Raw genomic sequence first — 14,409 nt, forward strand, 5'->3', positions numbered from 1 at the left:
GACCGCGCTACGTTCCCACGCGACAAAGTATGCGGCGACGCGCTCAGCGGTAAAGTGCTCAGCGAGTTGCGGCGAATTGATGAGGCGCTGCCAGCCCGTCTGGCCGCCGAGCCAGCACAGCTGCCTAGCTGGGGCATCGACTTCTATGCGCCTAATGGCCGCCGGCTGGCCGTGCCCTTTAAGCCGAACTACGATCCGGCCACCGACCGCGCGGCCGGTCACATCAGCAAGCGCATCGACTTCGATAATTTCCTCATAGAAGAGGTGCGCCGCCGGCCCGAAATCGACTTCCGCGAAAACACCGACGTAGCCGGCCACGAGCAGCTGCCCGATGGTCGCTGGCGTCTGCTGGCCAAAGATGACACTGAAATAGCCACCGCCGACGTGCTGCTGGCGGCTAACGGGGCCCAGTCGAACTTTGCCCGCGTGATTGGCGGGCACGTGCTGGAGCCGGACCACCACTGCGCCGGCCTGCGCGCCTACTACCGCGGCGTAACCGGCCTGCACCCCGATAATTTTATCGAGCTGCATTTCATTAAGGAGTTTCTGCCCGGCTACCTCTGGGTTTTCCCGCTGCCCGACGGCCAGGCCAACGTGGGCGTGGGCATGCTCAGCGAAGCCGTTGCGAAAAAAAAGGTGAAGCTGCGCGAGCGGCTCGACGAAATCCTGCGTACCCACCCGGCCCTGAAAGACCGGTTTGCCAACGCCGAGCGCCTCGGACCGGTGCGCGGCTTCGGGCTGCCGCTGGGCTCCAAGCGCCGCCCGCTTTCGGGCCGCAACTATCTGCTGCTTGGAGATGCCGGCTCGCTCATCGACCCGTTTTCGGGCGAGGGCATTAGCCACGCCATGGTAAGCGGCCGCCACGCCGCCGACTGGGCCGCGCGGGCCGTAGCGGCCCGAAACTTCACGCCGGAATTCCTGAAAGGCTACGATGCGGCCGTGTACAACCGGCTGTGGCAGGAACTGCGCCTGAGCCGGGCTATGCAACGGTTGCTTGACTACCCCTGGTTGTTCAACTTCATTGCCAATCGCGCCGCCAACAACCCCACGCTGGCCGAAACCATCAGCAACATGTTCCTCGACCTCGACCTGCGCGAGCGGCTCCGCCAACCCAGCTTTTACTTCAAACTGCTGCTGGGAAAATAGAGGAGCAGGTAGCGGGGACGGGAGAGGGGAAGGGCGATAAGGAACGTCATTCTGAGCGAAGGCGCAGCCGAAGTCGAAGAATCTCTACCGCTTTGTTGCGGTCGTTGGAATTACCACTGCGGAAGAGATTCTTCGACTACGGCTGCGCCTTCGCTCAGAATGACGTTCTTTTTTTCTTGCCCTCCTACTTTCTATTTGTCCTTGTTACCCACGTAGCGGCGCAGGCTTTTTTCGGCGGCGGGGTTGAGTTGGGTTGCCTTTTCCAGGTCGACGCGGGCTTCTTTGAACTTGTTGATGGACGCGTAGCTTATACCGCGGTACTCGTAGGCGTCAGCGTAGTTCGGGTCAAGGGCAATGGCCCTGGTGAAATCAGGAATGGCCGAGCGGTAGTTGAACATCTGCATTTTGGCTGAACCCCGGCCGAAGAAGGCGTCCCGGTCTTTGGGGTTGTATTTGGTCGCCTTGCCAAAGTCCAGGATGGCGCCGCTGTACTCCTTCATTTCCAGCCGGTTCAGGCCCCGGTTGTAGTACAAATCACTGTTGGTAGGTGCCAGCTGAATAGCCGCATTGTAGTCTCTCATCGCCTCGCGGTAGTCCTTGAGTTGGCTCTTCGACTTGGCGCGTAGCAGCAGTGCCTCCACGTCGCCGGGCACGGCCAGCAGGCGGGCATCAGCTTTCTTTATATCGGCGCGAAAGTCGGGGGCAGTTTTGCGAGCGGCCGGATCGATATAGTCGGAAGAACCAGCCTTTGGGGCGTCGCGGTCGGTGATGGGGGTAGTGCTGGTCGTACCCGTTTCGGCGGAGGCCGAGCGGGCCGAAGGGCGTTCGACGTCGGCAGTGCTATTACGGGCACAGGCACCGGCCAGCAGCAACGTAGTACCAGCCATTAGAGAGAGGAAGGGTGTCTTCATGAAAAAGTAACGCATATCTGGTGAAAATAGCCAGCATGACCAGCAGGCCACGGTGGCGACGCGCCTTTGTACGGCCGTCGCCGCCAATAGGGGCAAAGACGGGGCCGAAATTTTGTGTCGCCTGTTTTGGGCGCTTCTAAAAAACGCCCGCGCCCGACTGCCCCGGCCTGCCTATCTTTGCCCGGCCGGCCGCGGGCGTTACCTGGCGGCAGGCGCTTCTTTTACTCTTCAACCGAACACACTATGGCATTGCAATACGACCTGGTCGTTATCGGCACCGGCCCGGGCGGCTACGTGGCCGCCATCCGGGCCTCGCAGCTGGGCTTGAAAGTAGCCGTAATCGAGCGCGAGTCGCTGGGCGGCATCTGCCTTAACTGGGGCTGTATTCCGACCAAAGCCCTGCTCAAAAGCGCCCAGGTATTTGAGTACCTCAACCACGCTGCCGACTACGGCCTGAGTGCCGAAAACGTGGGTTACGACTTCGGTGCCGTAATTCAACGCAGCCGCGGCGTGGCTGATGGCATGAGCAAGGGCATCAACTTCCTGCTTAAAAAGAACAAGATTGAGGTGCTGATGGGTACCGGCAAGCTGCTGGCGGCCGGCAAAATCGAGCTCACCAAAGCCGAGGGCGGCACGGAAACCGTGGAGGCCAAATCCATCATCCTGGCTACCGGAGCCCGCTCGCGCGAGCTACCGGCCCTGCCCATCGACGATAAAAAGATTATTGGCTACCGCAAAGCCATGACCCTGGAACAGCTGCCCAAGCGCCTGGTAGTAGTGGGTTCGGGCGCCATCGGCGTCGAGTTTGCCTATTTCTACCGCACCATGGGCTCCGAGGTGACGGTGGTGGAATACCTGCCCCGCATCGTGCCCGTGGAGGACGAAGAAGTGTCGCGGCAGATGGAGAAATCCTTCAAGAAAATCGGTGTGAAGGTGCTTACCAGCGCCGAAGTAACCGCCGTGGATACCAGCGGCGCGGGCTGCATCGTGACCGTGAAAACGGGCAAGGGCGACCAGCAGATTGAGTGCGACGTGGTGCTCAGCGCCGCAGGCGTAGTTACGAACATCGAAAACCTGGGCCTCGAAGAGCTGGGCATCAAGGTAGAGAAAGGCCGCCTTGTGGTGGATGATTTTTACCAGACCAACGTGCCCGGCATCTTCGCCATCGGCGACATTGTGCCCGGCCCCGCGCTGGCCCACGTGGCCTCGGCCGAGGGTATTATCTGCGTCGAGAAAATTGCCGGCCACCACCCCGAGCCGCTCAACTACCAGAACATCCCCGGCTGCACCTACGCCTCGCCCGAAATTGCCTCGGTGGGCATGACCGAAGCCGAAGCCAAAGCACAGGGCTACGACATTCTGGTGGGTAAGTTCCCGTTCTCAGCTTCGGGCAAAGCCTCGGCCGCTGGCGTTAAGGATGGTTTCGTTAAAGTCATCTTCGACAAGAAGTACGGCGAGTGGCTCGGCGCCCACATGATTGGTGCCAACGTAACCGAAATGATTGCTGAAGTGGTCGTAGCCCGCAAGCTCGAAACCACCGGCCACGAAATCATCAAGGCTGTGCACCCGCACCCCACCATGAGCGAAGCCATCATGGAAGCCGCCGCCGCTGCCTACGGCGAGGTGATTCACCTGTAGGCTAAACTTCTCAGCTGAAGACAGAAAAGAGGCCCTTCCGCTCGTCGGAAGGGCCTCTTTTCTATATTAGAACTTTCAACCACTTAATCGTTCTTCGTAATGAAATGGCTGCCTTCCTTCGTGCGCTTATTTATGCTATTCATCCTTGGCCTGCTGCTGACCTTTCTCGGCACGATGGGCTTTATGAATAACCTGGACGGTGATTCGGGCATCATGTATGGCTTCGCCCGAATTTTCGGACTGGTCCTATTGGCACTCGCTCCGTTGCTGATACTGCTGAAGCTCTTTGCACGGATGGACCGCAAAAGCGAGCAATAACAACTGCTTATTGCGCCTGATACTTGCTCTTGATGAAGCCGGGCATGTCTTGGCCGTAATCCTCCGTTTTGGTGGCTTCGGTTTTCCAGAGGGCTTCTACCAGCAACAGCAACAGCTCCGTTTCCTTATCGGGGTCGGTATACTGGAGCAGCTCGAAGGCCTGCCGGAGCCGGGTGGGCAGCGGGCGCATAAACCGCTCGTGCTGCTGGCGGGCCATCTCCGAGTCGGCTAGGCGGTACTGCAGCTTCCAGAAAAACGGCTCGTCGCGCACCAGCTTAAAGGGTAGCTCGATAACGCTGTGGATGAATGTGAGCGGGTCGGGCTCGGTGAGGCCGCCGCGGTTGGCCTCGATGATGCGCTTGTAGCCGCTACGAATAACGAACTCCAGCAGCAGGTCTTTGGAGCCGAAGTGTTTGAAAATCAGTGCCTCCGATACGCCGGCCTCGCGGGCAATAAGCTGGGTGGAGCTATTATCGAAGCCTCGTTCCCCAAAAAGCCGCAGGGCCACGTCGGCAATGTGCTGTTTGCGGTTGGTCATGGCAGTAGGGGAGAGTAGACGGGCCGGAGCCCGGTAGTAATTGAACCCGCAAGTACGGGCGCAAAAGCTCAAAACCGGCGCAGCCGCCGCAAAATAAGCAACTCCCAGATAAGCCCAAAAAGAAGCCGGCCGATTCGGGGGTTCCGAATCGGCCGGCTGCGTTTGTTCCGAAAGCCTGCGGGCGGCAGTGCCGGGGCAGAGCCGCGCGGCTTTTCGGAGAAGGCCGGATGTGGGTGGGAGTACATCCGGGTAATCGGGGCGGGGAATTGGCTGGCGGTGCCTAGTGGGAGTCAGCAACCGTTAGCGAGAGCAAACTTACGCAATCATTTCGAAAACCAGTAAGTGTTAGCTCACTTTATTAGGGTGAGCAAACACTCACCCGGTAATGAATCTGCTAAGCCGCTGAAATGCGACCTGTTACCGCGAAGTGCAAAATTTTGGCCAGCACATCGCACTCTCTATGATTTCCCCAGGCTGCTGCCTGATTGGAACCGCGCCACTTTGTCCCGAATTTCGGCCAGCCCCAGGTTGTGCACGCTGCCCAGGTGAGTGGTCTGGAATTCGCGGTGCGGCTGGTAGGAGCCATCCTCCACGGCCCGGCCCACCTGCTTGTACGCCTCGCGGAACGGCACGCCGGCCTGAATAAGCTGGTTGATGTTCTCGACCGAAAACACGGCGTCGTACTTGGCCTGATTCAGCAAGTTGGGCTTGATGCGCAGTTCGGGAAGGGCAAAGAGCACGATGTCGAGGATATCGAGTAGCTGCGTCATCGGCTCGAAGAGGGTTTCCTTGAGCAGCTGAAAGTCGCGGTGGTAGCCGCTGGGCAGGCCGGCCGTGGCCAGCAGCAGCGTGTTGGGCAACGCCTGCAGTACCTGGCAGCGCCCCCGAATCAGCTCGAACACGTCGGGGTTTTTCTTGTGAGGCATAATGCTGGAGCCGGTAGTAAAGGCGGCCGGCAGCTCCACGAAAGCCAGATCCTGGGAGTTGTAGAGTACCAAATCGTAGGCCATTTTAGCCAGCGTGGCGGCCATGCCGGCCAAGGCAAAGGCGAGGGTGCGCTCAGTTTTGCCGCGCAGCATTTGCGCCCCCACGCTGCTTACGGCCAGGTTGCCAAAGCCCATTTCCCGGGTCGTCATCTGGCGGTCGATGGGGAAGGAGGAACCAAAGCCCGCACCCGAGCCCAGCGGGTTCTGGTCGGCCACGGCATAGGCGGCCTCGAACAGTGCAAGGTCGAGGAGCAGATGTTCGGCGTAGGCGGAAAACCAGAGTCCGAACGAGCTGGGCATGGCTGCCTGGAAGTGGGTGTAGCCCGGCATCAGGTCGGTTTGGTGGGCTTCGGCCTTGGTGAGCAGTACCTCCACCAGCTCCAGGGTGCGGCTGGCGGTGCGGCGGCAGTAATCCTTTATGAACAGCTGTAGGGCAGTGAGCACTTGGTCGTTGCGCGAGCGAGCCGTGTGGATTTTCTTGCCCGCGTCGCCGAATTTCTCGGTCAGGTAGGCTTCGATTTTGGAGTGCACATCCTCATACTCGGGCTCAATGACGAAGGTGCCAGCTTCCAACTGCTGCATTAGCTCGCCCAGGCCCTGCTGGAGATGCGCGTTTTCGGCCGTCAAAATCAGGCCCGCCGCCGCCAGCATGTTGGCCTGGGCCCGCGAGGCCTGCACATCAAACGGGGCCAGATACAGATCTAGCTCCCGGTCACGGCCCACGGTAAATTGTTCAATCTTCTTATCGACGGCAATGCCTTTATCCCAGATTTTCATGTGATGGTTGAGAGTGAAAGGTTGGCTTAATTCCCTGATGAAAAAAGCCGCTTTCAGATTATTTTAGAGCCAAATAGAAACTATGTAGAGACACAAGATTTTGCGTCTCGTCGTTGCTGATGTTGTAATTCCCGCGTTGGTAATTGCCTCGGTGTCGTTCAACGACGAGACGCAAAATGTTGTGTCTCTACAACTCCGGGCCGCTCAGCAGCTCCACATAGCCCCGCACGCCGGCCCTGATTTCGCTGAGCAAAATGTACTCGTCGGGGGTGTGGGAGCGGGCCGAGTCGCCGGGGCCGATTTTGACGGTGGTGAAGGGCATCATACTCTGGTCGGAGAGCGTGACCGATCCGAAGGTACGGCGGCCCAGGGCCAGCCCGCGCTGCACCAGCGGATGGCTGGGGGCAATGCGCGAGGAGTTGAGGTGGGTGGAGCGTGGCACGACCTCAGCCCCAAGCTGCCCGCGCACGATATCCACCACTTCCTGGTTGGTGTACAACTCATTGGTGCGCACATCAACTACGAACGTGCAACGGTCGGGTACTACATTGTGCTGGGTGCCGGCCTGGATTTGGGTAACCGTCAGCTTCACGGGCCCAAGCAGCTCCGAAACCCGCTCAAAACGGAATGCGCGCAGCCGCTGAATAGCATCGAGGGCTTTGTAGAGGGCGTTTTCGCCTTCCTCGCGGGCGGCGTGGCCGGTGCGGCCGAGGGCGGTGCAGTCGAGTACCACAAGGCCTTTTTCGGCTACCGCAAGGTCCATTTGGGTGGGTTCGCCCACAATGCCCAGCGCAATTTCGGGCAGCAGCGGCAGGAGGCGTCGAATACCGTCGGGGCCCGAAATTTCTTCCTCGGCCGTAATGGCGCAGATGAGGTTGAAGGCTGGCGGGTGCTGCTCGAAATACAGGAAGGTGGCCAGTAGACTCACAGCCGCCGCGCCCGCGTCGTTGCTGCCCAAGCCAATAAGTTGGTCGCCCTCCAAAGTGGCCCCGAACGGGTCGGTGTTCCAGCTGGTGCCGGGCTGCACGGTGTCGTGGTGGGAATTGAGCAGTATGGTGGGTCGGGCCGGGTCGTAGTGGCGGCTCACGGCCCACACGTTGTGGGCGTTACGCTCGGGCCGGGCCCCATGAAAGGTCAGGAAACGGACAAGGTGCTCGGCCGTCTGGTCTTCCTGTCGCGAGAAGGAGGGCGTCTGAATCAGCTGAATCAGCAGCTGAATGGCATCGTCGGTGAGCTGGGTCAGCAGCGGCTCGTCTAGCTCCGGCATAGCACGGTTTTTACGGGTTCGTTGATGCGGAGCGCGTTTTCAATTACCACCCGTTCCACGCCGGCTTCCAGTGCCGCGAAGGCATTATCGAGCTTAGGTACCATGCCGGCGGCTACCGCGCCAGCGGCTTTCAGCTGGGCGTATTCGGCGGCCGTCAGGCGCTCAATTACCGAATTATTGTCGTTTACGTCGGCCAGCACGCCATCTTTTTCGAAGCAGAAATGTAGCTCCACGGCGCGGCGTGCGGCCAGCGCCACGGCCACGGCGCTGGCAATGGTGTCGGCGTTGGTGTTGAGTAGCTGGCCGTGGCCGTCGTGGGTGATGGCGCAGAGCACGGGCAGCACGTCGGCGCGTAGCAGCAACTCCAGCAGGCCGGTATTCACGGCATCGGCTGGCAGGTCGCCCACAAAGCCGTAGTCGATAGCGCCCACCGGCCGGCGCAAGGCCCTGATGGCGTTGCCATCGGCTCCTGAAAGGCCCAGCGCATTGGCTCCCGCCGCCTGCAAACCAGCCACGAGCTGCTTGTTGGTTTTGCCGGCGTAGAACATCGTCACGATGTCGAGCGTGGCCGCGTCGGTGATGCGGCGGCCCTGCACCAGCTGGGGTTCAAGTCCCAGTTGCATGAGCATCTGGCTGGCCCCGCGGCCGCCGCCGTGCACCAGCAGCCGGGGACCGGGCACTTGGGCCAGCGCGGCTACAAAGCGGCTCAGCTGGGCGGGCTCATCAAGAATTGCGCCGCCGATTTTAAAGATTTTCAGGGTTTCAGCCATAACACGAATACGGGAAAAACGGGCGGGGAGGGGGCCGGAAACGCCCTATACGGAGCCAAGCAGCTGGGACCAGCGAATCCTTTGGCGGACGACGCGGCAAAGTTTCCGAAAAAAAACATTTACGTTTGCAACGCATTTCGGCTTTCAGTCATTTTAACATCCGAAAGGCCCTACCTGCCGCCCTGCGGCATCTGCACATGATTCAACTCTCTACTACTGCGCTTCTGCGACGACCAAATCTGGTCGTGCGAATTATGCCAGCTTAAGCTGGCCGCACTAGTATTCCCGTGTTCTTCGTCGCCGAAGAGCCGGTTCGGGGCCTGCCCATCGGCCCGCCCCCGAGAATTTTCCCGAATCACCTGTTCCTAGTCCGAGTGTAAGCTTCCGCGTGTTTTTTCCGGCTTGGTGCCGGAATGCCCCGCCCTCCCGGTTCTCTGCCGCCGAGCCCGCCGCTTAAGCGCTGCGGCCGGTTGCTTTCGGCGTCCGCCCCACTTGCTGGGCCCGCGCCGCCTGCCCGCTTTCGTGTCTTTCCTCCTGCTGCCCTGTTGGGCCGCTAACCGACCTTCCGTCATGTTGCTCCGAGTCGCCGAAACTGCCGATGCGCAGTACGCCGAAACCCTATGTCAGTGGTATGCCGAATCGGCCCGTCAGCGGGGCGTGGGTATTGCCAAGCGTGATCCTAACTATCTGATTAAAAAGATGGAAAAGGGTGATTCCGTTATTGCGTTTATTGAGGGCGAGCTGGCTGGTTTCTGCTACATCGAAACTTTCGAAGACGCCAAATTCGTCGTCAATTCCGGGTTGATTGTGAATACGGAATTGCGCAAGGAGGGCCTGGGGCGCGCCATTAAGGAACGCGTGTTCGAGCTTTCTCGCACCAAGTATCCGGCGGCCAAAATCTTCGGTATCACGACCAGCGCGGCCGTAATGAAGATTAACAGCGAGCTGGGCTACCGCCCCGTTACCTTCCCCGAACTCACCCAAAGCGAGGACTTCTGGAAGGGCTGCGCGAGCTGCAAAAACTACCCGATTCTGCAGGAAAACGAGCGTAAAATGTGCCTCTGCACCGGCATGGTGTACGATAAGCTCCACGACCAGTTCAGCCAGCAAAGCATTGAAATCCTGCGTCAGGAGCAGTAAAGGACGTCACGCTAAGCGTTGCCGAAGCATCTCTACCGCTTCGTTGCCAGGCTAACCTAGGCGTCAGGATTACCACGGCGGTAGAGATGCTTCGACTTCGCTCAGCATGACATTCTCTCTATCATTCGACCTATTCTCACAGCCTCACTTCTCCCAATCACATGTCTAAAAAGAAAGTCGTTTTAGCGTACAGCGGCGGGCTGGATACCTCGTTCTGCGCGGTGTACCTGACCCGCGAGCTGGGTCTGGAAGTTCACACGGTTATCGTCAACTCCGGCGGGTTTTCGCCGGAAGAGCTGGCCGCCATTGAGGCGCGGGCTTACGAGTTGGGTTCCAGCAAGCACGAGGTAATCGATGTGACCCAGCGCTTCTACCAAGACTGCCTGCGCTACCTGATTTTTGGCAACATCCTCAAAAACGATACTTACCCGCTTAGCGTGAGTGCCGAACGCATGTTCCAGAGCTTGGCGCTGGCCGAATATGCCCGCGAGCATAAGGCCGATTACATTGCCCACGGCAGTACCGGGGCCGGCAACGACCAGGTGCGCTTCGATGTGGCCTTCTCGGTGATTGCGCCCAACACCGAAATCATCACGCCCATCCGCGACCTGAAACTGTCGCGGCAGGCTGAAATCGACTTCCTCAACCAGCACGGCTTCGAAATGAGCTGGGAGAAGGCCAAGTACTCCATCAACAAGGGCATCTGGGGCACCAGCGTGGGCGGCGTCGAAACCCTGACTTCGCACCAGGCGTTGCCCGAATCGGCTTACCCGACCCAGCTTACCGCTACGGAGCCGACCCAGGTGGAAATTACCTTCGAGCAGGGCGAGCCGGTGGCTCTGAATGGCGAAACCCTGGACCCGGTGGCGCTGATTCAGGCCCTCAACGAGCTGGCCGGTACCTATGCCATCGGCCGCGATACCCACGTGGGCGACACGATTCTGGGCATCAAGGGCCGCGTGGGTTTCGAGGCCCCGGCTCCGTTGATTCTGCTGAAAGCGCACCATTTGCTGGAAAAGCACACTTCCAGCCGCTGGCAGCTGCTGCACAAAGACTATGTGGCCAACTGGTACGGCACGCTGCTGCACGAGGCGCAGTACCTCGACCCGGTGATGCGCGACTTCGAGGCCTTCCTCACGTCGTCGCAGGAGCGGGTATCGGGGACGGTGTTCGTGACGCTGCTGCCCTACCGATTCGAGCTGCAGGGCGTGGAGTCGAAATATGATATGATGCAGTCGAAGGTGGCTACCTACGGCGAGGAAAACAACGCCTGGGACGGCCGCGACGCCCAGGGCTTCATCAAAATTTTCAGCAACCAGCTGAAGATTCATTCCTCTTTCAACGATGAAAATTAAGGCTGGTATCGTAGGCGGCGCCGGTTACACGGCCGGCGAGCTGCTACGCATTCTGTTGCACCACGAGTTCGTGGAGCTGGGCGGCATCGTGAGCTCCTCGAACGCGGGCAACCCGGTGCATCAGGTGCACGATGACTTGGTGGGCGAAACCGACCTGACCTTCGCTTCCGAGTTGGCCGGCGACGAGGACGTGGTGTTTCTGTGCCTAGGCCACGGCAATTCCAAAGCCTGGCTGCTCAAAAACGTCCTGCCCGAGTCCACCCACGTCATCGACCTAAGCAACGATTTCCGACTGACGGCCGATGCCGAGTTTGAAGGCCGCGAGTTCGTGTATGGCCTGCCGGAGCTGAACCGCAGCCGCATCCAGCAGGCCCAGAGCATTGCCAACCCAGGGTGCTTCGCCACGGCCATTCAGCTGGCGCTGCTGCCGTTGGCCCAGGCCGGCCAGCTGATGGATGATGTGCACGTATCGGCCATCACCGGCTCGACCGGCGCCGGCCAGAGCCTCTCGGAAACGGTGCATTTCTCGTGGCGCAGCAATAACGTGTCCATCTACAAACCCTTCACGCACCAGCACCTCGGCGAAATCGGCGAGAGTCTGGCGCAGTTGCAGCCGCAATCAGAAGCTGAGATTCACTTTATTCCCTACCGTGGCAATTTTGCGCGGGGCATTTTCGCCAGCGTCTACACGCCCTCGGATTTGACGCATAACGAGGCGCGGGAACTGTACCGGAATTTCTACGCCGACGCACCTTTCACCACGGTTTCAGACCAGGAAATTCATATGAAGCAGGTGGTTAACACCAACAAATGCCTGCTGCATGTGCAGAAACAGGGCAAGCAATTATTAATTACCTCGGTAATCGATAATCTGGTGAAAGGCGCGTCGGGCCAGGCAGTGCAGAATATGAACTTGCTGTTCGGCCTGCCCGAAACGACGGGGCTGCTTTTTAAAGCTATTAGCTTTTAGCCACTAGCTGTCAGCTTCGGTCTGGCACGCATTTACTTGGTCTTCCTCAAAAAGCTAACAGCCATCAGCCACTAGCTAACAGCTTCAAAAAAATGGACCTTTTCAACGTTTACCCGCTCGTCAACATCACGCCCGTGCGCGCACTCGGCGCGAAACTCTGGGACGACAAGGGCCAGGAGTACCTGGATTTCTACGGCGGCCACGCCGTGATTTCCATCGGCCACAGCCACCCACACTACGTGCAGCGCCTGACGGAGCAACTGCAAAATATTGGCTTCTACTCCAACTCAGTGCAGATTCCGATTCAGACGGAGCTGGCGCACAAGTTGGGCCAGGTATCGGACTACCAGGACTACGCGCTGTTTCTGTGCAACTCCGGGGCCGAGGCCAACGAGAATGCGCTGAAGCTGGCCTCGTTCCATACCGGCAAAAAGCGGGTGGTGGCGTTCAAAGGGGCATTTCATGGCCGCACCTCTGGCGCGGTAGCCGCCACCGACAATTCGAAAATCGTGGCCCCCTTCAACGCGGGCCACGCTGTAACTTTCGTGGAGTATGACTTGGAAGCGGTACTAGCCGTGCTGCACGGCGGCGACGTATGTGCCGTTATCGTAGAGCCGATTCAGGGCGTGGGCGGCATCATCATGCCTTCAGATGAGTTCATGCGGCACTTGGCGCTGCTGTGCTGGGCCAACGATGTGCTGCTCATTGCCGATGAGGTGCAGAGCGGCTACGGCCGCAGCGGCAAGTTCTTCGCCCACCAGCATGCCGGTCTGCGGCCCGATATTATTGCGGTAGCCAAGGGCATGGGCAACGGTTTTCCCATTGGCGGCATCCTGATTTCGCCCAAGCTGCAAGCCTCCTATGGCCTGCTGGGTACCACGTTCGGTGGCAACCACCTGGCCTGCGCCGCCGCTCTGGCCGTGCTCGAAGTCATCGAAAACGAGCACCTACTGGCCCACGTCACCGAGTTGGGCGACTACCTCCGCACGGAGCTGCTGGCCCACGCCGGGGCTGTCGAAATTCGCGGCCGCGGCCTGATGGTGGGCATTAAGTACGACTTCCCTATCAAGGAAATCCGCGACAAGTTGCTGACGGAGCACCATATTTTCGTGGGCAACGCCTCCGACCCTACGGTGCTGCGGCTGCTGCCGCCGCTGAACATCACCCGAGCCGAGGTTGACCGGTTTTTGCAGGCACTGTATGGCATTGTCGGTGCCGCCGCCAGAGCGGTGTAGAGGCGCAATATTTTGCGTCTCGTCGTTGAACGGCTTGCGCCAAAACGACGCGGCATCAATAATGTCAGCAACGATTGAGACGCAACATATTGCATCTCTACAACAGCAACACACAGATGAACCAAGTAATCCTAACCCTCGAAGACGGCACCTCCATCTGCGGCGAATCCTTCGGCGCGTTCACCTCCACTGCGGGCGAAGTCGTGTTCAGTACAGCCATGACCGGCTACCCCGAAAACCTGACCGACCCGTCGTTTGCCGGCCAGCTACTGGTGCTTACCACCCCTATGGTGGGCAACTACGGCGTGCCCGGCGAGGACCTCTACGAGTCGATTTCGAAGATTTTCGAGTCCGACAAGATTCACATTGCCGGGCTGGTGGTCAACTATTACTCCGAGGAGCACAGCCACTGGAACGCCGCCAAAAGCCTCGGCGACTGGCTGAAAGAGTACAATATCCCCGGTATTTTCAACGTCGATACCCGCATGCTCACCAAGAAGCTTCGCGAGAAAGGCGCGATGCTGGGCAAAATCGTGGCCGATACCGACGTGCCTTTCCACGACCCCAACCTCGACAACCTGGTGGCGCAGGTGAGTCCGGCCGGCGTGCAGCGCTACGGCCACGGCCAGCACAAAATCGTGCTCGTGGACTGCGGCACCAAAACCAACATCATCCGCTGCTTTCTGGAGCGCGACGTGGAGCTGATTCGCGTACCCTGGGACTACGATTTCACGACCCTCGACTACGACGGCCTGTTCCTGAGCAACGGCCCCGGCGACCCCAAAATGTGCGAGGCCACCATCCGGCACCTGCAAAAGGCTCTGGCCCAGGACAAGCCCATTTTCGGCATCTGCCTGGGCAGCCAGCTCATGGGCCTGGCGGCGGGCGGCGATACGTTCAAGCTCAAATACGGCCACCGCAGCCACAACCAGCCCGTCAAGCTCACCGGCACCCAGCGCTGCTACATCACCAGCCAGAACCACGGCTTCGCAGTGGACACCGGAACGCTGCCCGCCGAGTGGCAGATGCTGTTCGAGAACCTGAACGACGGCACCTGCGAAGGCATTAAGCACACGTCCAAGCCGTTTTTCTCGACCCAGTTTCACCCCGAAGCCGCTGGTGGGCCGCAGGATACGGAGTTTCTGTTTGATGACTTTTTGAAAGCGCTGGTGGAGTATAAGCAACGCTAACCCCACCCCAACCCCTCCCCAATTGGGAGGGACTCTAGTCTTAGCTTTTGGCTCTAAAAACTAACCCGTGAATCACTAGGCTCCCCCTCTCCCAGAGGGGAGGGGGCCGGGGGGTGGGGTCCGCACATGAACAAACCCAACAAAGTACTCATCCTCGGTTCCGGCGCA

The 14,409-nt window shown here is 59.5% G+C and carries 13 protein-coding genes; 8 read left to right on the forward strand and 5 right to left on the reverse strand.

Features of this window, described 5'->3' with window-relative positions:
* The coding region (locus tag HW556_RS16370) for a geranylgeranyl reductase family protein (RefSeq protein ID WP_176901196.1) at positions 1 to 1,146 on the forward strand (1,146 nt) is incomplete at its 5' end.
* A 191-nt stretch (positions 1,147 to 1,337) separates the two neighbouring features.
* Here HW556_RS16370 and HW556_RS16375 read toward each other — a convergent pair.
* Positions 1,338 to 2,072, reverse strand: a complete 735-nt coding sequence (locus tag HW556_RS16375; protein ID WP_176901197.1) for a tetratricopeptide repeat protein — start codon at positions 2,070 to 2,072, stop codon at positions 1,338 to 1,340.
* A gap of 228 nt (positions 2,073 to 2,300) precedes the next feature.
* On the opposite strand from HW556_RS16375, the gene lpdA reads away from it, so the two are divergent.
* Both lpdA and HW556_RS16385 read left to right on the forward strand, forming a co-directional pair.
* On the forward strand, positions 2,301 to 3,695 hold the full coding sequence (lpdA, locus tag HW556_RS16380; protein WP_176901198.1) for a dihydrolipoyl dehydrogenase: 1,395 nt from the start codon (positions 2,301 to 2,303) through the stop codon (positions 3,693 to 3,695).
* A gap of 99 nt (positions 3,696 to 3,794) precedes the next feature.
* The gene (locus HW556_RS16385; protein WP_176901199.1) at positions 3,795 to 4,013 is read left to right on the forward strand and encodes a hypothetical protein; all 219 of its coding nucleotides are present in this window, start codon (positions 3,795 to 3,797) and stop codon (positions 4,011 to 4,013) included.
* Between the two features lie 7 nt (positions 4,014 to 4,020).
* Here the strand turns inward: HW556_RS16385 and HW556_RS16390 are convergent, their stop codons facing one another.
* From HW556_RS16390 to argB, 4 genes are all read right to left on the reverse strand, one after another.
* Entirely contained in the window at positions 4,021 to 4,551 is a 531-nt protein-coding gene (locus tag HW556_RS16390) for a TetR/AcrR family transcriptional regulator (RefSeq protein ID WP_176901200.1), read from the reverse strand.
* A gap of 458 nt (positions 4,552 to 5,009) precedes the next feature.
* Positions 5,010 to 6,314 carry an argininosuccinate lyase gene (argH, locus tag HW556_RS16395; RefSeq protein WP_176901201.1) on the reverse strand — a complete coding sequence of 435 codons (1,305 nt, stop codon included), beginning with the start codon at positions 6,312 to 6,314 and terminating at the stop codon, positions 5,010 to 5,012.
* A 187-nt stretch (positions 6,315 to 6,501) separates the two neighbouring features.
* The gene (locus HW556_RS16400; RefSeq protein ID WP_176901202.1) at positions 6,502 to 7,581 is read right to left on the reverse strand and encodes a M20 family metallo-hydrolase; all 1,080 of its coding nucleotides are present in this window, start codon (positions 7,579 to 7,581) and stop codon (positions 6,502 to 6,504) included.
* On the reverse strand, positions 7,569 to 8,351 hold the full coding sequence (gene argB / locus HW556_RS16405; protein WP_176901203.1) for an acetylglutamate kinase: 783 nt from the start codon (positions 8,349 to 8,351) through the stop codon (positions 7,569 to 7,571). Before argB ends, HW556_RS16400 begins: the two co-directional genes overlap by 13 nt.
* 570 nt (positions 8,352 to 8,921) lie before the next feature.
* Here argB and HW556_RS16410 point away from each other — a divergent pair.
* The 5 genes from HW556_RS16410 to carA all read left to right on the forward strand — a co-directional run bounded on the left by HW556_RS16410 (position 8,922) and on the right by carA (position 14,241).
* Positions 8,922 to 9,491 (forward strand): GNAT family N-acetyltransferase, encoded by a 570-nt coding sequence (locus HW556_RS16410; RefSeq protein WP_176901204.1) that lies wholly within the window; start codon positions 8,922 to 8,924, stop codon positions 9,489 to 9,491.
* A 161-nt stretch (positions 9,492 to 9,652) separates the two neighbouring features.
* Complete coding sequence (gene argG, locus HW556_RS16415) at positions 9,653 to 10,846, forward strand: argininosuccinate synthase (RefSeq protein WP_176901205.1); 1,194 nt, start codon at positions 9,653 to 9,655, stop codon at positions 10,844 to 10,846.
* Complete coding sequence (gene argC / locus HW556_RS16420) at positions 10,836 to 11,816, forward strand: N-acetyl-gamma-glutamyl-phosphate reductase (protein WP_176901206.1); 981 nt, start codon at positions 10,836 to 10,838, stop codon at positions 11,814 to 11,816. The genes argG and argC overlap by 11 nt, the downstream gene beginning before the upstream one ends.
* A gap of 92 nt (positions 11,817 to 11,908) precedes the next feature.
* Positions 11,909 to 13,051 carry an aspartate aminotransferase family protein gene (locus HW556_RS16425; protein WP_176901207.1) on the forward strand — a complete coding sequence of 381 codons (1,143 nt, stop codon included), beginning with the start codon at positions 11,909 to 11,911 and terminating at the stop codon, positions 13,049 to 13,051.
* A 116-nt stretch (positions 13,052 to 13,167) separates the two neighbouring features.
* Complete coding sequence (carA, locus tag HW556_RS16430; RefSeq protein ID WP_176901208.1) at positions 13,168 to 14,241, forward strand: glutamine-hydrolyzing carbamoyl-phosphate synthase small subunit; 1,074 nt, start codon at positions 13,168 to 13,170, stop codon at positions 14,239 to 14,241.
* The last annotated feature ends 168 nt before the right edge of the window (positions 14,242 to 14,409 follow it).

The organism is Hymenobacter terrestris, from assembly GCF_013377905.1.
Lineage (GTDB): Bacteria > Bacteroidota > Bacteroidia > Cytophagales > Hymenobacteraceae > Hymenobacter > Hymenobacter terrestris.